Below are 18,270 nucleotides of genomic sequence, written 5' to 3' on the forward strand. Positions count from 1 at the left end.
ATTAATAAACAGCCATAAAAGCGTCACTCGACGCTTTTATTTTTAGGAGAAATTAATGTCTAAGCAAGATTACGAAAATGGATTAAAAGTACGCACAGAAGTGATGGGAGAAGCTTTTGTAAAACGTGCCCAAGAAAATACCGTGCCCTTTACCCAGCCTTTACAAGACTGGATTAATGAACATGCATGGGGATCGACTTGGCAACGTGAAGGTGTGCTGCCACGTAAATATCGCTCATTAATTACTTTGGCAATGTTAACTGCACTCAAATCACCAACAGAACTCAAGGGCCATGTTCGTGGTGCACTCAACAATGGTTGTACAGTTGAAGAAATTCAGGAAACTTTATTGCATAGCCTGCCATATTGCGGTGCCCCTGCTACTCAGGAAGCTTTCCGGGCTGCGTTAGAAGTCATTCAAGAATATCAACAACAATAACTTCAGTATGAGCCAGCACTTTACTGGCTCATTTAAATTTAATTCAATTTAGTCGAATGAATATTTAAATTACGATCACCAATCACGACAGCCTGACGGCAAATACCTTCTGCTTTACGTTGATTCTCAAAAACTGCTGCCGACATCGGCTCAAAACTATCAAAAAAGCAGATTTCATTTTGATCTATAGAATAAATGAGTGACTGATTCCCTACCCCTTCTAAAGTGTCGTAGTACACAATCACCATTTTTCCATTTTGCGTCTCTGTTTGAATATCTTGATAGCTCAGCGCTGGCCCAGTTGGTATTCTTAATACCTTTGCTTCTTTATAGCTCATGCGTTCGCTTGAGCTAATGTTAGGATCATGATCTGAGTGAAATGACACCTCAAAGCCCAACTTTTTTAAAGCAACGGCTAAAGCAATCGTATAAGTTCCTTCATCGTCATAGCAGCAAACTTTAATCAGCTCAGCAACATCAATTTGCACTCCATGATGTTGAAGTACCATCCAAACTGCAAAAAGGCCACAGTTCGCTTCGAGGTTTGCCAAAGATTCGGGAATATTTAAGGCCATAATTTAAATCTAAAGTCGTAATTACGCAGATAATAAACAAAACTGGATTGGCACTAAAAGCTTTTCCAAGTACAATGTTTCGCTAGTCGAGGGATGCTGCGACAAATGATCGGCACTAAAGATCATTTTGCCAGGCTCGACGATCGGTTAAACAGTCGTTTTAACCAACAACGGCATCCGCGAACAGAATGATCAATACTATTTTTTCCTAGGAGATCCTGATGAACGCGGTTAATGCTTCATTTACAGATTACAAAGTTGCTGACATCTCACTTGCTGACTACGGTCGTAAAGAAATTAAACTTGCTGAAGCAGAAATGCCAGCTTTGATCGGCTTACGTAAACGTTATGCAGCGTCTAAACCACTTGCTGGTGCAAAAATTCTTGGTTGCATCCACATGACTATTCAAACAGCGGTTCTTATTGAAACGCTTGTTGAATTAGGTGCTGAAGTTCGCTGGACATCTTGTAATATCTTCTCGACTCAAGACCACGCTGCTGCTGCAATTGCTGCTCGCGGTATTCCAGTTTTTGCTTGGAAAGGTGAAACTGAAGAAGAATATGTATGGTGCCTTGAACAACAAATCAATGTAAATGGCCAACCTTGGGATGCCAACATGATCTTGGATGATGGCGGTGACTTAACTGCTCTTGTTCATGAAAAATATCCTGCACTTTTAGAGCGCATTCATGGTATTACCGAAGAAACCACAACAGGTGTTCAACGTCTTATCGAAATGTGGAAAGACGGCACTTTAAAAGTACCTGCAATCAACGTAAATGACTCTGTTACTAAATCTAAAAACGACAACAAATATGGTTGCCGTCACTCATTAAATGACGCAATCAAACGTGCAACAGATATGCTTTTATCTGGCCGTCGTGCGCTTGTGATCGGTTACGGTGACGTAGGTAAAGGTTCTGCTCAATCTTTACGTCAAGAAGGTATGATCGTTCGTGTAACTGAAGTTGACCCAATTTGTGCAATGCAAGCATGTATGGATGGTTATGAAGTTGTATCTCCATACAAAAACGGCGTACAAACAGGTAAAAAAGAAGATATTAACCACGATCTTCTTGGCAACACTGACCTTGTTGTAACAACAACTGGTAACTACCACGTGTGTGATGCAGCAATGTTAGACAGCTTAAAAGCTGGTGCAGTTGTATGTAACATCGGTCACTTCGATACAGAAATCGACACAGCTTATTTACGTGGTTACAAGTGGGTTGAAGTTAAGCCACAAGTTCACCAAGTTTATCGTTCAGAAGACGAAAACGATTACCTTATCCTTCTTTCTGAAGGTCGCCTTGTAAACTTAGGTAATGCAACTGGTCACCCATCACGTGTAATGGACGGTTCTTTTGCTAACCAAGTTTTAGGTCAAATTCACTTATTCCAAGAGAAATTTGCCGACTTACCTGCAAGTGAAAAAGCTGCAAAAATTCGTGTAGAAGTTCTTCCTAAGAAACTTGACGAAGAAGTTGCTGCTGCAATGGTTGCAGGTTTCGGTGGTGTACTTACTCAGTTAACTCAAGAGCAAGCTGATTATTTAGGCGTTGCTGTTGAGGGGCCATTCAAATCTGACGCTTACAAATACTAAGAACTTAAGGGCAGACGGTGAACCGACTGCCCTTTTTTCTAAAAATGTTTCGCTGTTTACAAGGATTTGACATGACTAAACGTACACCTATTTCTTTTGAGTTTTTTCCGCCAAAAACTGATGCCGGTGCTGAAAAACTTCGTATTGTTCACCAAGAATTACAGCAATTAAATCCAGAGTTTTTCTCAATTACTTATGGTGCTGGTGGTTCTACTCGTGAACGCACACTTGCTGCTATTGAAGATTTCAATGGTAAAGGCACTCCTGTTGCCCCTCACCTTTCTTGTATTGGTGATGATAAGACGCGTATTGCTGAACTACTCGATTTATACAAAGCTCAAGGCATTGACCGTATTGTCGCTTTACGTGGCGACTTGCCATCTGGACAGGTTGGTCTTGGCGAACTTCCTTATGCTCAAGATTTAGTACGTTTTATTCGTGAGCACTCAGGCGACCACTTTCATATTGAAGTTGCGGCTTATCCAGAAATGCATCCTCAAGCCGAAAGCCTTGACTCAGATATCCAACGTTTTATTGAAAAAGTACAAGCTGGTGCCAATGCGGGAATTACTCAATTCTTCTTTAATCCAGACTCATACTTTTATTTTATAGAGCGTTTGGATAAAGCTGGAATTAACATTCCAGTCGCTCCTGGTATCATGCCTATTACCAATGCAAGTAATTTAATTCGCTTTGCAGATGGTACTGGCGCTGAAATTCCTCGCTGGATTCGTAAGCAATTACAAGCCTATGGCGATGACAGTGAAAGTATTAAAGCTTTTGGTCATGAAGTTGTTGTTAAGCTATGCGAACGCCTCATTGCAGGTGGTGCACCAAGCTTACACTTCTACTCAATGAACCAAGTCGAACCAACTCGTCAGCTTGTTGTTGACCTTGGTTTAAATTAATTTTGTAAGGCGTACCCAATGAATCGTTTTTTTATCGAAACTGAACTTACAGTTGGCTCAACAATTCAACTAACTGAATCAGTCTTCCATCATTGGGTACGTGTTTTACGTGCACAATTACAAGAACAAGCCATACTATTTAATGGCCAAGGTGGTGAGTATCTCGCGACATTGACCGAAATTAATAAAAAAAATGCGTTTGTCACCATTGAGAATTTTAATCCTGTAAACCGTAATGCCCCATTTAAAGCCCTTCTTGGTCAGGTCATGAGTAAAGGTGACCGAATGGATTATGCCATTCAGAAAGCAACTGAACTTGGCGTCAGTAAGATTCAGCTCTTGACCAGTGAACGTTGCGAAATGCGTTTAAAATACGACAGAGATCAAAAAAAACTAGATCATTGGCAAGCTGTTGCAATTGCAGCATGTGAGCAATGTGGACTCAATTTAGTTCCAGAAGTTTTAGCACCTATTTCTCTTCATGAATGGTTAAACTCATCTGACCTTCCTGTATCTAAATTTGTTTTAGCTCCTGAAAAAGAACAAAAAGATGTATTGGCAGGGATACAACCTGAACTAGCCCTCTTAATTGGTCCTGAGGGTGGTTTAAGTGACAATGAAATTACGCAAGCCAATCAAGCTGGATTTATGAACTGGTGTATTGGGGACCGTGTATTACGTACTGAAACTGCACCTGTTGTAGCATTATCTATTTTAAATTATCGGTTTTTATCCATATAAACTTATTGAACATTGATTAAATCAACAATTAAAGTTAACTTACTTTCACGGTATGAATATTAATTTAAATTTTTTTCCACTGATAAATCAGATTCTTTCTGTATAAATGTAAAAAAATAGGATAGAAAAATCTTATGTCTGGCCTTCAGGAAGAATATTTACAGCATCAAACAAAAATTGAGCAGCTTCGCCTCTCAATTCAATATATCCGCTGGTATCTTGTTAGCCTAATTTTACTGTGCCTAATTTCAGCTATTATTTTCTTTTGTTACTTTACTTCTTACATTACAAACTTTATTTGGTCAATTGGCTTTACTATTTTGACGCTTACTTGTCTATTATTTGTCCCAAAGCTATTAACACATTATCGTGATATTCATTTCATTAAGAAAACAGATTTAGTGCTACAAGGCATTTGTTTGGCGTCTGGAATTTTAATGGGAATAAATATCATTGTTCTGCATTTTTCCCTTCCTGACACTTTAATATCTGTTTCTGATGTTCATATCCTCATAGCATTATTTATTACCTCAGCCCACATAATTGGTCTTACATTTTTAACTCAACAACCTCGATATTTTTATTTACTCTTTATTCCAAGTACAGTTCCACTCATTATTGGACAGTTTACTCATTCTCAAATCACCCAACTCCCCTTTTACTTTGCATATAATTTAGCTTTCGTCGCAACTTTACTTTGTGCTTATGCAACTCAGCGTAACTATCAAAAAATTTCTCAACTATTATTTAAAAATAAACAACTTGTTCAAGTAGCAGAACAGCATACTCAATGGGCTGAAGAGTTATGTGTACAGCTCCAACAAGAAGTAAATAAATCTAAAGATATTGAAGCACAGCTTCAATTTAATAATCATTTGCTCGAACAAAAGGTTCGGGAAAGGACATATGACCTCACTAAAATGAATGAGAGGCTTGAAAGCCATCATCATAATTTAGCATTTGCACATGAAACAGCAGGTATCCGACCGTGGGATTGGGATATTGAGAAACAAAAATTAGAAATAACGTTTTTTGATCAACAAAAACAAACTCAAAATACTCCTTTACACCTCAAGTCAATTTTAGAGCGCATTCATCCCAATGACCGAAAGTTATTTGATGAACGTTTAAAAGAACACTTGGAAGGAAAATCTGATCACTTCAATATTACTTTCCGCATTTTACGTCGTAATGGTTCTTGGCGTTGGATTCATGACGTAGGACGTGTCATTAGCCGTGATCCTAAAACCAATAAAGCTTTACGTATGGTTGGAATGACCAGAGATATTCATCAGGAAAAAAAAGATCAAGAACATTTGAGACTTTCTGCGATTGTGCTTGAGCAGGCAGCTGAAGGAATTTTTATTCTAGATGAAAAACTCAACTATATTGAAGTTAACCCCTATTATGAGAAATTAACTGGCTTTTCAAAATCTGAATTATTAAGTCAGCAGCTATTTAATATCACAATAAATCAGAAGCTACAGCAACAACAATTTCACGACTCCATTACTCAGCAACTTCTAAAAACTGGCGAATATATGGGCCAATTTGATGAAAAGTTTACATCGGGTAAAAGTGTCTATTTATGGCTTCATATTAATGCAGTTAAAGATGAGTACAACCAGATTATTAATTATATTGGTTTTGCACGTGATTTAACCGACCAAAAGCGACAAGAGCAGCATTTATCTTATTTAAAAAACTATGATAGTTTGACTCACCTTCCTAACCGCTTTTACTATTATAATCAATTACATCAATATCTTGTTAATCCATCTTATAGTTTTAAAAATTTGGCTTTAATACGTATTAATATCGATAGATTTAGAGCATTTAATGAGTTTCTAAATAATGATAGTGGGGATGAGTTACTTAAACAATTTGCACAGCGACTACGACTGACCAATATCAATGCAATTTTAGTGGCTTACTTAAACGGCGATGATTTTGCAATTATTTATGAAATATCACCTATTCATCCCAACATTGAGCAATATTGCCAAAATATATTACAAGCTTTAAATGCGCCTTTTTATATTGATGAACAAGAATATTTCATTACAGCTTCTATTGGGGTTGCTTGTTTCCCTGAGCATGGCCGACAAATTGATCACCTCAACAATCATGCCGAACAAGCCTTGTCGGAAGCAAAACGTTTAGGTGGCAACACTATTAGCTATTATTGTAATAAAACTACAAACCCATATAAGACAGCAGACTTAGAACAAGAGTTGCGTAAAGCCATTCAAAATGATGAATTTGTGGTGTATTACCAACCAAAAATTAATTTAAATGACAAATCGATTAAAGGTTTTGAAGCACTCATTCGCTGGCAGCATCCTGAAAAAGGGTTAGTTATGCCGAATATGTTCATTCCTTTTGCTGAACGTAGTAGCCTTATTTCCGATATTGGTAAAGTCGTTTTAGATAAAGTTGGCAAACAGCTACAAGAATGGAAAAAAGCAGGCTACGCCGATGTCCGAGTTTCTGTAAATATTGTTGCTCAACAAATTCATCGAGGTCTTTTACTCAGTGATTTAGACGAAGTTTTAGACACATATCATCTTGATGGTTCAAATTTAGAACTAGAAATCACGGAATCTGCTTTATTAGATAATACTGACAATGTAAAAAAACTATTGCACTCCATTAAAGAACGTAATATTTCAATTGCACTAGATGATTTTGGCACTGGATATTCATCGCTAGCTTATTTAACAGAATACCCAATCGATGTTTTAAAAATTGACCGGGCCTTTGTTTCGAAAATCGGTGATCAAAAACAAGAAGCAATTGTGAATGCGATGATTGCGATGGGTAAAAGCATGGGATTAAAGCTAGTTGCAGAAGGTGTGGAAACCGAAGAACAAGTTATTTATCTACAAAAGCAGCAATGTGATTTTTTACAAGGCTTTTTCTTTAGCCGTCCACTTCATCCAAATCAGATTCTTCAATATCTACAAACAAATACGCATATTTGATAATTGTTTTAACAGTCTATTTTACATGCGCTGGTTTTTCCAAAAATGAGCGTTTTTGACTGTGAGAAATAGAGAAGTAGTGTTATATTCTTTAGCATTTAGCTCACCATGAGGCTATTGGCCATTCGTCTACCTATTATGTTACTTGATATAATTTTGTACATAGTAAGCAGATAAATTACCAACCTTTGTGAGCAACTTGACTAGTTTGCTTTTTTGTATCAATAGAGACTCAGATGGACGATCAATCTTTAAAACAGGCCGCTTTAAATTACCACGAATATCCAAATCCAGGGAAAATCAGCGTCACGCCAAGTAAGCAACTTGTCAACCAACGAGATTTGGCTCTAGCTTATTCACCAGGGGTTGCTGCTCCATGTTTAGAGATTGAACGTGATCCTTCAGCTGCTGCAAAATATACAGCGCGTGGTAACTTGGTTGCTGTTGTCAGTAACGGTACTGCGGTTCTTGGTTTAGGTAATATTGGTCCATTAGCTTCTAAACCGGTAATGGAAGGTAAAGGCGTTCTGTTCAAAAAGTTCGCTGGTGTCGATGTATTTGATATTGAAATTGCTGAAAACGATCCAGATAAAATCGTTGATATTGTTGCTTCATTAGAACCAACTTTCGGCGGTATTAACCTTGAAGATATCAAAGCACCTGAATGTTTCTATATCGAGAAGAAACTTCGTGAACGCATGAAAATTCCTGTGTTCCATGATGACCAACACGGAACAAGTATTATTGTAGGTTCAGCATTATTAAATGCTCTACAAATCGTTAATAAGAAAATTGAAGAAATCAAAATCGTTGCTTCAGGTGCAGGTGCTGCTGCCCTTTCTTGTTTAGATTTACTTTGTGCTTTAGGCGTAAATAAAGAAAACATCATTGTTGCCGATTCTCGTGGTCTTCTTACAACTTCACGTGAAGGCTTGGATGAATCGAAAAAACGTTATGTACAAGACATTAAAGCGACTCAATTACATGAAGTAATGGCTGGCGCGGATATGTTCTTAGGTCTTTCAGCTGCTGGTATTCTCACCAAAGATATGGTGAAACAAATGGCTGAAAATCCGATTATTTTTGCATTAGCAAACCCGGATCCAGAAATTCTGCCTGAACATGCACATGAAGTACGTCCAGATGTAATCATGGCAACTGGTCGTTCGGACTACCCGAACCAAGTAAACAATGCTTTATGTTTCCCTTATATCTTCCGTGGTGCACTTGACGTAGGTGCTACAACAATTAACGAAGATATGAAAATTGCATGTGTACATGCAATTGCACGTATGGCTCACGTAGAAGCTGACGCAGCTACTTATGGTGAAAAATCTGCTTCATTTGGTCGTGACTACTTAATTCCACGTCCACTTGATCAACGTTTGATTTTAGAAATTGCGCCTGCTGTTGCTAAAGCAGCAATGGATTCAGGTGTTGCAACTCGTCCTATCGAAGATTTCTCTGCATATCGTCAAAAACTTTCTGAGTTTGTTTATAACTCAGCATTCTTGATGAAACCGATTTTTGCTCAAGCAAAAACAGATCCTAAACGTATTGCATACGCTGAAGGTGAAGATGAGCGCGTATTACGTGCTGTTCAAATTGCAGTTGATGAAGATTTAGCTAAACCAATCTTAGTTGGTCGTACAGCAGTCATTGAAGCAAACATCAAAAAATTAGGCTTACGTTTACAACACGGCGTAAATATCGAGATTGTAGATCAAGAACAAAATCCGTTATACGAAGAGTTCTGGAAAGACTACTATCAAACCATGCAACGCAAAGGCATCACTGTTGAATATGCTCAACGTGAAGCTCGCCGTCGTTCAACACTCATTGCTGCGCTTCTAGTTAAGTTTGGCAAAGCAGATGGTATGTTATGTGGTACTTACAGTAGCTATAACATTCACCTTGACTTCGTACGCAATGTAATTGGTCTTAAAGAAGGCATGAACAACTTCTTCACGCTTAATGCATTAATGCTTGAAGATCGCAACTTGTTTATTGCTGATACTTATGTAAACACTAATCCTACTGCTGAACAACTTGCTGAAATGACTATTTTGGCGGCTGAAGAAGTACGTCGCTTTGGTATTACACCACGCGTAGCGCTACTTTCTCATTCAAGCTTCGGTAGTGACCAGACAGACTCAAGCGCTCAAAAAATGCGTGAAGTTTATCGTATTTTATCTGAGCAAGCTCCAGAGCTTGAAGTTGAAGGTGAAATGCATGGTGATGCAGCATTAGACGAAAATATTCGTCATTTTGCATTCCCTGGTTCTCGTTTCAAAGGTTCAGCGAACTTGTTGATTATGCCGAACCTAGATGCAGCAAATATTTCGTTCAACTTGTTAAAAGCAACTTCTGGTAACAACGTAACAATTGGTCCAATTTTGCTAGGTGCTGCTAAACCAGTTCATATTTTGACTCCGACAGCAACGACTCGCCGTCTTATCAATATGACTGCTTTAACTGTTGCTGAAATTCAACAGCAAGAAAAGTAATTTAGAAACCGCTTTTTACGAAAAGCCTTTCTAATGACTTGAGAAAACCTCTATTCTGTAGCATGATTGCTTGAAGAATAGAGGTTTTTTCATGCAAGTGTATTTAGTAGGCGGTGCTGTTCGAGATTATTTACTTGGGCATCCCTATCAAGAAAAAGACTATGTTGTGGTCGGTGCAACGCCGGAACACATGCTCGCCCAAGGTTTTCAACCTGTAGGCAAAGATTTCCCTGTGTTTCTTCATCCCGAAACCAAAGAAGAATACGCACTTGCACGAACCGAACGAAAGTCTGGACAGGGATATCACGGGTTTCAATTCTTTACTGATACAACCGTTAGTTTAGAAGATGACTTAATTCGTCGAGACTTAACCATTAATGCGATTGCAATGGATCAAGATGGTAAAATATATGATCCATATGGTGGCCAAAACGACTTAGAAAATAAAATTCTGCGCCATGTTTCAGAAGCTTTTGCTGAAGACCCTTTACGGGTATTGCGAGTCGCGCGTTTTGCCGCCCGATATTTCCCATATGGTTTTCAAATTGCGCCAGAGACATTGCAACTTATGCAAACCATGGCAGATTCAGGTGAACTTGATGCACTAACACCAGAGCGCGTCTGGAAAGAAACTTCACGCGCTTTAATGGAAAATCATGCCGATATCTATTTCCAAACTTTGCGTGACTGTGGGGCTTTAAAACATCTTTTCCCTGAGATTGATGCTTTATTCGGTGTGCCTCAACGTCCTGAATATCATCCTGAAGTGGATTGCGGCATTCATACTTTAATGTCATTACAGCAAGCTTGTAAGTCGAACTATTCACTTGATGTACGCTTCGCTGTTTTAGTACATGATCTTGGTAAGGCCCTCACTCCAGCTGAGGAACTTCCTCGTCATATCATGCATGAAGAACGTGGAATTAAGCCAGTTACCCAATTATGTGAACGTTTAAGAGTTCCGACACAGACCAAACAATTGGCATTATCAGTGTGCAAAGAACATTTAAAATGTCATCAGATTATGTCCTTGAAACCTGGTACTTTATGGCGTCTATTGCAACGCTTAGATGTTTTACGTCGTCCAGAAAGAGTGGAAGCTTTTGTACAAGCCTGCGAGTGTGATGCAAAAGGCAGATTAGGACTAGAAGACCGTCCATATCCTCAAGCTCAATACATGCGTGAAGCCATGCAAATTGTTCGCTCCATTAAAGTTCAAGATTTACCAGAGAACATTAAGGGTGCTGAAATTGGTGAAATGCTTATTCAATATCGAATTGAAGCTTTAGCTGAATTTAAAAATCAGTATCAAAGTCTTAGTCACTCCTAATGAACAACAATAAAAAAAGCCTCAAAATGAGGCTTTTTTTATTTAGGTTTTAACGTCTTGGAAGCGGAATATACTGAGATTGTGTATTCTGTGCTTTTCGCTCACCTACCGTCACAACATAGTTTTGTTGTTTGCCTTCTCTTTCAACCAGAACATTAATTTCGCTATTTGGTGCTTGCAAAGCGACATAATTAATTAAATGAGAAGCTGAAGTGATCGGCTCATTATTCACCTGAACAATTTTATCTCCAACTTTAATTCCTGCAGCATCTGCCGGACCATTTTTTAAGACATCAGCAACCACTACACCTACTTGCTGCTTAGGTGCCAATACATCGTCTTGTGTAGGTGGAAGTAAACTAATACCCAACCAACCACGAACAACACGACCATCTTTTAAAATCGAGTTTAATACTTGCTGACAAACCTTTGCCGGAATCGCGAAGCCAATACCTAAAGAGCCACCCGATTGTGAGAAAATCGCCGTATTTACACCAATCAAGTTACCAGCCACATCGATTAATGCACCACCTGAGTTACCTGGATTAATTGCAGCATCAGTTTGAATAAAGTCTTCATAGGTATTAATACCTAAATCAGAGCGACCCGTTGCTGAAATAATCCCTTGAGTGACTGTTTGTCCTACGCCAAATGGGTTACCAATCGCTAAAACAACATCACCAACTTCATTACCACTGAGCTTAAAAGGCAATACTGGTAATTTATCTAAATCGATTTTAATAACCGCCAAATCTGTATCAGGGTCGGTGCCAACAATTGTAGCTTCTGCTCGACGTCCATCATGTAATGCCACCACAATCTGGTCAGCTTGAGCAATCACATGATTATTGGTGAGAATATAACCATCGGCGCGAACAATAACCCCTGAACCTAAACTATTTTCATTTTGCTGTTGTTGCTCAGGAACCTGATTTCCAAAAAATTCACGGAATACTGGATCACTTAATAAAGGATGATTTTGTTTAACTTTCTGGGTCGTAAAAATATTAACTACTGCTGGTGCTGCAACTTTTACCGCAGCACTATAAGACACCACCCCGCCCGTTCGAGAAGTATCAACCAGTGGCTCAACTTTCTCAGCTGGCATTTGCACCCCATCAACTGCAACAGTTGGTTTCGGCTGATGGTATTTTTGCCATGCAATAAAACTGGCAATTACAATAATAAGTAACACCCAAGGTAACCATGTAAAGGTGCGGCGCACGTTCATATCCTCTACGCAAAGAAGTTTTTAATTAAATTAATATATTGAACAAAAAGAGTTTTCAGTTAAGCATTTTAAATTAAATATGTCGATATACATAAAAAAGTCAAAAAAGATTTGTCTAGCTTTAGTTACACAACAAAATATGTTTCTATAGCTTTAGCAACTTTTACTACTCAATTCAGGAAATATCATGGCAAATTTGCATGAAATTATTCAGTGGTGCGACCAAACCTTAAAAGCAGCAGAATTTAAAGATTACGCACCAAATGGCCTGCAAATTGAAGGTTCAACTGAAGTAAAACGTATTCTTTGTGCGGTTACTGCTTCTGAAGATGCAATTGATGCAGCCATTGCTCAGAATGCCGATCTCTTACTCGTACACCACGGTTATTTTTGGAAAGGCGAACCGTACCCAATCACTGGTATGCGAGGTAACCGTATAAAAAAACTTATTCAAAATAATATCTCATTAGTCGCTTATCATCTGCCTTTAGATGCACATCCGAGTTTGGGCAATAATATCGCTATTGCAGAAAAACTAAACTTACAAAATTTAGAACCACTTGATCTAACCGAGAAACATCCAATTGGTAATATTGGTTATTTAGAGCAAGCGCTTTCTGTAGAGGAATTTAAAGCAAAACTACAAAACAGTTTTGATTTTAAAGTGATCCATTTACCGGCTGAAAAACAAAGTATTCAAAAAGTGGGCTTCTGTACAGGCGGTGCTCAAGATTTTATTGCTAAAGCTGCTTTACAAAATTGCGATGCTTATATTTCAGGTGAAGTCAGTGAGCGAAATTTTTATGAAGCAAAAGAATTAGGCGTTCATTATTTTGCCTGTGGTCACCATGCAACCGAACGTTATGGGGTTCAACGTTTAGCACAAGCAATTTCAAAGCAGTTTGCTATTGAAAGTGAATATTTTGAATTGAATAATCCGATTTAATTAAGTCTTTTTTTCAATCTGTGTTATGCGTATTAATTAGATCTTTATTGTGTATAGTTCTTTAAAAGGCTGCCCTATTGCATCCAGAATCATTTACAATAGAGCCACTTAATTGTATAACCCAGCAAATGCAAGGAATAGGAACATGACAACCATTACTTTACCTGCACTTCCATATGGCTATGATGATTTAGCGCCACATATCAGTAAAGAAACTTTAGAATACCATCACGACAAACATCACAATACCTATGTTGTTAACTTAAACAACTTAATCAAAGGTACTGACCTTGAAGGTAAAACTTTAGAAGAAATCATTAAAGCAACTGCTGGTGATGCATCTAAAGCTGGTATTTTCAACAATGCTGCTCAAGTTTGGAACCACACTTTCTACTGGAACAGCATGAAGCCAAACGGTGGTGGTAAGCCTACTGGCGCAATCGCTGCTAAAATTGACGAAGCTTTTGGTAGCTACGAAAAATTTGCAGAAGAATTTACTGCTGCTGCAACAACTCAATTCGGTTCAGGTTGGGCTTGGTTAGTTGCTGATGAAGTAAACGGTAAACTTTCTATTACTAAAACTTCTAATGCAGACACTCCACTTGCACATGGTCAAATTGCTGTATTAACAATTGACGTATGGGAACACGCTTACTACATCGATTTCCGCAACTTACGTCCTAAATACATCGCAACTTTCTTAGAAAACCTTGTGAACTGGGACTATGCAAATGCAAAACTTGCAGGCCAACCAGCTGGTGTAGAGAAATAATTTTATTTCTTTATAAAAAACCACCCTGTTTTGGGTGGTTTTTTTATTTTTAGTACAACAAAAGCATATTAATCAAGCAAACGATTCATTTTCTTTAATATTCTTATTGACGCTTTTAGATTTCATCCATAAAATGCGCATCAGATTCTCCAATAGCTCAGTCGGTAGAGCGACGGACTGTTAATCCGCAGGTCCCTGGTTCGAGCCCAGGTTGGAGAGCCATCTACTAATCTCCCATAGCTCAGTCGGTAGAGCGACGGACTGTTAATCCGCAGGTCCCTGGTTCGAGCCCAGGTGGGAGAGCCAAGATTCTAAAAGCCCACATTCATTGTGGGCTTTTTCTTTTCTAATCATTTAATATTTTTCTATTATTTTGAATAAAATCAATGTTTCGAATATTTTTAAACCAATCAGTTAGATATTCTCACTAATTCCATTATTAACCCTTGACCTCGCCCCCTTTCCTGCCTAAAATCCCTTTCCAGATTCTCCCATAGCTCAGTCGGTAGAGCGACGGACTGTTAATCCGCAGGTCCCTGGTTCGAGCCCAGGTGGGAGAGCCAAGATTCTTAAAAACCCACTCCTTATGAGTGGGTTTTTATTTGTATGATGTCTTCACATGTTCGAATCGAGTCACTTATTTTTTATTATTTTAGGTTGCTTAAGCACCTGTATTTTTCTTCGTGTTTGTTTACGCCCTTATTTATTTCCAAAACAAAAGTTCTTTGCCCGTCCTGTTATTACTAATTTTGAAACTCAAATGTTTATACGCTTAAAACAGAGTTTCCCAAGTTATCATGTTTTAGCACAAGTGGCTTTTAGCGCATTAATAACCAGTAATGATTATAAGGTCCGTAGTCAGTTCAACCGTAAAGTCACTGATTTTGTTTTGCTTGATGAAAACATGGAAGTAATAGCCATTATTGAGCTAGATGACCCTACTCACCTTGAGAAAGTAGAAGAAGATCGTCTTCGTGATCAAATGCTCATAGAGGCAGGGTATATCGTAAGACGCTATACAAACATCCCGAGTGTACGCCAGCTACAAAAAGATATTTATTAAAAACTACTGTTATTTCTTGTCAGAATTGGCAGCTTCTTTCTCAGCTATTCTTTTTTCCATTTCTAAACGCTGCTGTTCATATTGTTTCTTATTCTGAGCATCACTTTTTGCAGCCCAAAAAAGTATTCCAATAATCAGAAAAGGAATAAGTAAACCTAATCCCATTAATAACCAAGGAACAGATTTTTTTTCAACAAATTGCTGGCTCATAAGTTCTTCAAACTCAAATAATATCGATTTCAGAAAGCGTAACAATATAACAAAAAAGGGCCTTCTTTAAGACCCTTTTAATTTGAATATCTTAAATGCAAAAAATTATTGTGCTATTCCAGTACATTCAACATTCTTACTAGCATCTATTACTGATGGATCAAGCACTATATTTGTTTTAGCTGGCATCTTAGATTGAACAAATTGATAAATTTCAGCATTTCTACATACAATCGCTTGAGTATGAGCAGCCCCTAAAACAGGTACAAATGTCACATCAGTTCCCATTTTTTTAAGACCATTTTGCAGGGCATCCGTGACTGGATATGGTACAGCCATATCAGCAGTACCCTGAACAATCATGACCGGTGAATTAATTTTTTTAGTAGCAGGTTGGTTATCTACCAAGAATTTTTTCACAGTTGGGTTTTCTTGGAAATTACCAGCTAAACCGGGATAATCTAAAACTGTTTTACCGGCATTAGTAGCCAGGAAATCTCGAATATCATCCGCAAATTTATTATGCAAATCGGTTAAACATACACCATTTTCACCTGTAGTCCCCTCTGCGAACTCAGCTATACTTTGAGAACGTTGTTGGAAAATTTCACGATAATTAAATTTAGGCTCATACGCAGTAATACCTACGGTAGTATATGCGGCATATGCAAGAAGCTCAGCATATACTTCTACAGCCGTACCAACAGGTACAGTACCAGCCTGCTCTTTTTTAAGAATATCTTGAATTGCTTGTGGTGCAACTGTAGAAATAATATATCCGAGGCTTGAAGCTGGCGCTCCTGCAACCGCCCCTTTGTAATTAGCATCATTATTAGCAAATTCCGCTGTGCCTAATGAAGCATGTCCACCTTGAGACTGCCCAATCGACATCCATGCACCATTTAACTGATTACCATAATGATCTTTCGCTGCCTTAACAGCAGCTAATGCTGATTTAGCCTCACTTGATAGATTCAAATATGGATGCATTCCCCGGGTGCCCAATCCTTCATAATCAGGAGCAATCACGACATAACCAGCCGCCAACAATGTATCGGCTAAGATCTTAAACCGTGGATTAATTGTATTATTACTTGGTGCACAACTATCCCCTACACCTACAGTTCCATGTTCCCACACTACTACTCGATAACCATCCTTAGGTTGAGTAACTTTAGGAAACATGACAAGTGCCGTTGCTTGAGCTGTTTTTCCTTGTACATTCTCCATGTTATAGGTCATCACTTTGATAGAGGCAGCACCACTTAAAGTATCTTGAGAATAGTTTTTTTCAGAGATGTACGTTTTATCAGGATTTACTCCAAAGTAATCATCATCATCGTCATTACATGCAGTAAGAAATAATGCTGAAATTGATAATGTTATAGCTAAAGCAATTTTTGACCGTTTCATAGAATATCCTTTTTATGTGTTATTTATTCCGCATATTTTTCATGCACAAATATTAAGACATAAAAAAAGTGCTCTGCATAGAACACTTTTCAACCTCACGGTCATTTTTACTATATGAAATTTAAAAATATTCCTAGAAAAATGATTAATCCAACCCAACGATTGTGACGGAATGCCCAAAAACATACCTGAGGGTTGCGGTCTTTGGTTTTAATTGTTTGATATACAAAATCAAATGCCACTACAACTAAAGCAATAATGGCCCAAGGAAATAAGATATTTTCTAAATATAGCGCTGTACCAATCAAAACAAGACTTATTGCTTGTAAAAGCGCAATAATCTGGATGTCATATCGACCAAAAAGAATAGCTGTAGATTTCACACCAATCTTTAAATCATATTCACGGTCTGTAATTGCATATTGAGTGTCATAAGCCACTGTCCAAGCTAAATTACCAAAATAGAGCAACCAGCAAGTCAGATCCGGAGTTTTACCTACCGCAGTAAAGGCCATTGGAATTGACCATGAAAATGCTGCTCCTAAAAAAACTTGCGGTAAGTTGGTATAGCGTTTCATAAATGGATAAATGAAAGCTAAAAATAATGCTCCAAATGACCAGTAGAAAGTTTCTATGGGCAAAAAGAACAACAAACATGCACTTGCTAAAACAAGACCCAAGAATACATACACTGCTTCTCTGGCTCGAATAACCCCTGTTGCTAACGGACGTGTTTTTGTACGCTCTACATGACCATCTACTTTACGATCAGCAAAGTCATTAATGGCACATCCAGCAGCGCGCATAAAAATGACGCCTAAAATCATGACGAATAAAATACCTAAATTCGGTATTCCTTTTGATGCAACCCAAAGTGCCCACATGGTTGGCCAAAACACCAGTTCAGTACCAATTGGCTTATCAAATCGGCATAGATAATAATAAGCTTCTAAACGCTGACGCCATGTTGTACCTGTTGCAGTCGTCATAGTAATTCCTTGTCGTGCTGCTGATATAAAAAAGCTTCAAAAGCTGGTAAGAATGTTTCTTGAACAATAAATTTACATCCATGCCAAGTATAGCAACTTTGTCGCGTCCAGCCTTCTGGTAAACGAATAACCCGGCGATCACAAAGTGGTGTTGTTCTTTGAAATAAAAAAAGACCTATTGGCTTAGAACCAATATGCTGAAATATACGGGCTTTTTTTTGTAAACTTTGAATGGGAAAAATACTTTTTGCTTTCACCCACGGCTCTACATCACTGCCATATAAATAGGTTTCCCTTACCCAAGAAGTGTGGGTATGGGGCATGTTCATCCATTGACTGTCGGCAAAAGTTAAACGCTGGAAATGTTCTTTGAAAGGTTTTACGCTGAACTTCCCACCACCCAGCTCAGTGAGTTGTTGTGTCAGAGAACCAGACGCATACAACCATGTTTTCAATTCAGGATTTAAAGTCTTTTCCTGCTTAAGTACTGGTTGTCGTTTACGCATAATCTGCTCACATGAAAACTCGCACCTAGTTTACCCCAATTTTTTGATAAAA

General features: G+C 38.2%; 16 protein-coding genes and 3 tRNA genes. 13 read left to right on the plus strand and 6 right to left on the minus strand.

Annotated elements, in window-relative coordinates:
• Positions 1 to 55: 55 nt before the first annotated feature.
• A complete protein-coding gene (locus EGT34_RS05540; RefSeq protein WP_000043121.1) occupies positions 56 to 439 on the plus strand; it encodes a carboxymuconolactone decarboxylase family protein in 384 nt (127 codons plus the stop codon).
• A gap of 38 nt (positions 440 to 477) precedes the next feature.
• Here the strand turns inward: EGT34_RS05540 and EGT34_RS05545 are convergent, their stop codons facing one another.
• Entirely contained in the window at positions 478 to 1,014 is a 537-nt protein-coding gene (locus EGT34_RS05545; protein WP_001196982.1) for a cysteine peptidase family C39 domain-containing protein, read from the minus strand.
• A gap of 221 nt (positions 1,015 to 1,235) precedes the next feature.
• On the opposite strand from EGT34_RS05545, the gene ahcY reads away from it, so the two are divergent.
• The 6 genes from ahcY to EGT34_RS05575 all read left to right on the plus strand — a co-directional run bounded on the left by ahcY (position 1,236) and on the right by EGT34_RS05575 (position 11,088).
• A complete protein-coding gene (gene ahcY / locus EGT34_RS05550; protein ID WP_000994842.1) occupies positions 1,236 to 2,618 on the plus strand; it encodes an adenosylhomocysteinase in 1,383 nt (460 codons plus the stop codon).
• A 71-nt stretch (positions 2,619 to 2,689) separates the two neighbouring features.
• A complete protein-coding gene (metF, locus tag EGT34_RS05555) occupies positions 2,690 to 3,526 on the plus strand; it encodes a methylenetetrahydrofolate reductase [NAD(P)H] (protein ID WP_000167013.1) in 837 nt (278 codons plus the stop codon).
• 18 nt (positions 3,527 to 3,544) lie between these two features.
• Positions 3,545 to 4,267, plus strand: a complete 723-nt coding sequence (locus EGT34_RS05560) for a 16S rRNA (uracil(1498)-N(3))-methyltransferase (RefSeq protein WP_001078579.1) — start codon at positions 3,545 to 3,547, stop codon at positions 4,265 to 4,267.
• Between the two features lie 134 nt (positions 4,268 to 4,401).
• Positions 4,402 to 7,251 carry a putative bifunctional diguanylate cyclase/phosphodiesterase gene (locus EGT34_RS05565; protein WP_000016038.1) on the plus strand — a complete coding sequence of 950 codons (2,850 nt, stop codon included), beginning with the start codon at positions 4,402 to 4,404 and terminating at the stop codon, positions 7,249 to 7,251.
• 236 nt (positions 7,252 to 7,487) lie between these two features.
• Positions 7,488 to 9,758, plus strand: coding sequence for an NADP-dependent malic enzyme (locus EGT34_RS05570; RefSeq protein ID WP_000342684.1), 2,271 nt, complete (start codon positions 7,488 to 7,490; stop codon positions 9,756 to 9,758).
• Between the two features lie 91 nt (positions 9,759 to 9,849).
• Positions 9,850 to 11,088, plus strand: a complete 1,239-nt coding sequence (locus EGT34_RS05575; RefSeq protein WP_001198540.1) for a multifunctional CCA addition/repair protein — start codon at positions 9,850 to 9,852, stop codon at positions 11,086 to 11,088.
• A 49-nt stretch (positions 11,089 to 11,137) separates the two neighbouring features.
• On the opposite strand, the gene EGT34_RS05580 is transcribed toward EGT34_RS05575, so the two are convergent.
• Positions 11,138 to 12,313 (minus strand): S1C family serine protease, encoded by a 1,176-nt coding sequence (locus EGT34_RS05580; protein ID WP_001254962.1) that lies wholly within the window; start codon positions 12,311 to 12,313, stop codon positions 11,138 to 11,140.
• Positions 12,314 to 12,506: 193 nt separating this feature from the next.
• On the opposite strand from EGT34_RS05580, the gene EGT34_RS05585 reads away from it, so the two are divergent.
• The 6 genes from EGT34_RS05585 (at position 12,507) to EGT34_RS05610 (ending at position 15,100) form a co-directional block, all read left to right on the plus strand.
• On the plus strand, positions 12,507 to 13,265 hold the full coding sequence (locus tag EGT34_RS05585; protein ID WP_001284926.1) for a Nif3-like dinuclear metal center hexameric protein: 759 nt from the start codon (positions 12,507 to 12,509) through the stop codon (positions 13,263 to 13,265).
• Positions 13,266 to 13,410: 145 nt separating this feature from the next.
• Positions 13,411 to 14,037: a superoxide dismutase gene (locus EGT34_RS05590; RefSeq protein ID WP_000208082.1), complete on the plus strand. Its 627-nt coding sequence runs from the start codon at positions 13,411 to 13,413 to the stop codon at positions 14,035 to 14,037.
• 146 nt (positions 14,038 to 14,183) lie between these two features.
• A tRNA-Asn gene (locus EGT34_RS05595) sits at positions 14,184 to 14,259 on the plus strand.
• An 8-nt stretch (positions 14,260 to 14,267) separates the two neighbouring features.
• Positions 14,268 to 14,343, plus strand: a tRNA-Asn gene (locus EGT34_RS05600).
• Between the two features lie 181 nt (positions 14,344 to 14,524).
• Positions 14,525 to 14,600 (plus strand) — tRNA-Asn (locus EGT34_RS05605).
• 56 nt (positions 14,601 to 14,656) lie between these two features.
• The gene (locus tag EGT34_RS05610) at positions 14,657 to 15,100 is read left to right on the plus strand and encodes a DUF2726 domain-containing protein (RefSeq protein ID WP_000464151.1); all 444 of its coding nucleotides are present in this window, start codon (positions 14,657 to 14,659) and stop codon (positions 15,098 to 15,100) included.
• Between the two features lie 9 nt (positions 15,101 to 15,109).
• Here EGT34_RS05610 and EGT34_RS05615 read toward each other — a convergent pair whose 3' ends face one another.
• The 4 genes from EGT34_RS05615 to EGT34_RS05630 all read right to left on the minus strand — a co-directional run bounded on the left by EGT34_RS05615 (position 15,110) and on the right by EGT34_RS05630 (position 18,218).
• The gene (locus tag EGT34_RS05615) at positions 15,110 to 15,310 is read right to left on the minus strand and encodes a hypothetical protein (RefSeq protein WP_000082628.1); all 201 of its coding nucleotides are present in this window, start codon (positions 15,308 to 15,310) and stop codon (positions 15,110 to 15,112) included.
• A gap of 105 nt (positions 15,311 to 15,415) precedes the next feature.
• Complete coding sequence (locus EGT34_RS05620) at positions 15,416 to 16,723, minus strand: lipase family protein (protein WP_000830582.1); 1,308 nt, start codon at positions 16,721 to 16,723, stop codon at positions 15,416 to 15,418.
• 110 nt (positions 16,724 to 16,833) lie between these two features.
• Positions 16,834 to 17,712, minus strand: coding sequence for a 4-hydroxybenzoate octaprenyltransferase (gene ubiA, locus EGT34_RS05625; protein ID WP_000205474.1), 879 nt, complete (start codon positions 17,710 to 17,712; stop codon positions 16,834 to 16,836).
• Positions 17,709 to 18,218, minus strand: coding sequence for a chorismate--pyruvate lyase family protein (locus EGT34_RS05630; protein WP_001231791.1), 510 nt, complete (start codon positions 18,216 to 18,218; stop codon positions 17,709 to 17,711). The genes ubiA and EGT34_RS05630 overlap by 4 nt, the downstream gene beginning before the upstream one ends.
• Between the last annotated feature and the right edge of the window lie 52 nt (positions 18,219 to 18,270).

Origin of the sequence: Acinetobacter sp. FDAARGOS_558, from assembly GCF_003937785.1 — a bacterium.
Lineage (GTDB): Bacteria > Pseudomonadota > Gammaproteobacteria > Pseudomonadales > Moraxellaceae > Acinetobacter > Acinetobacter baumannii.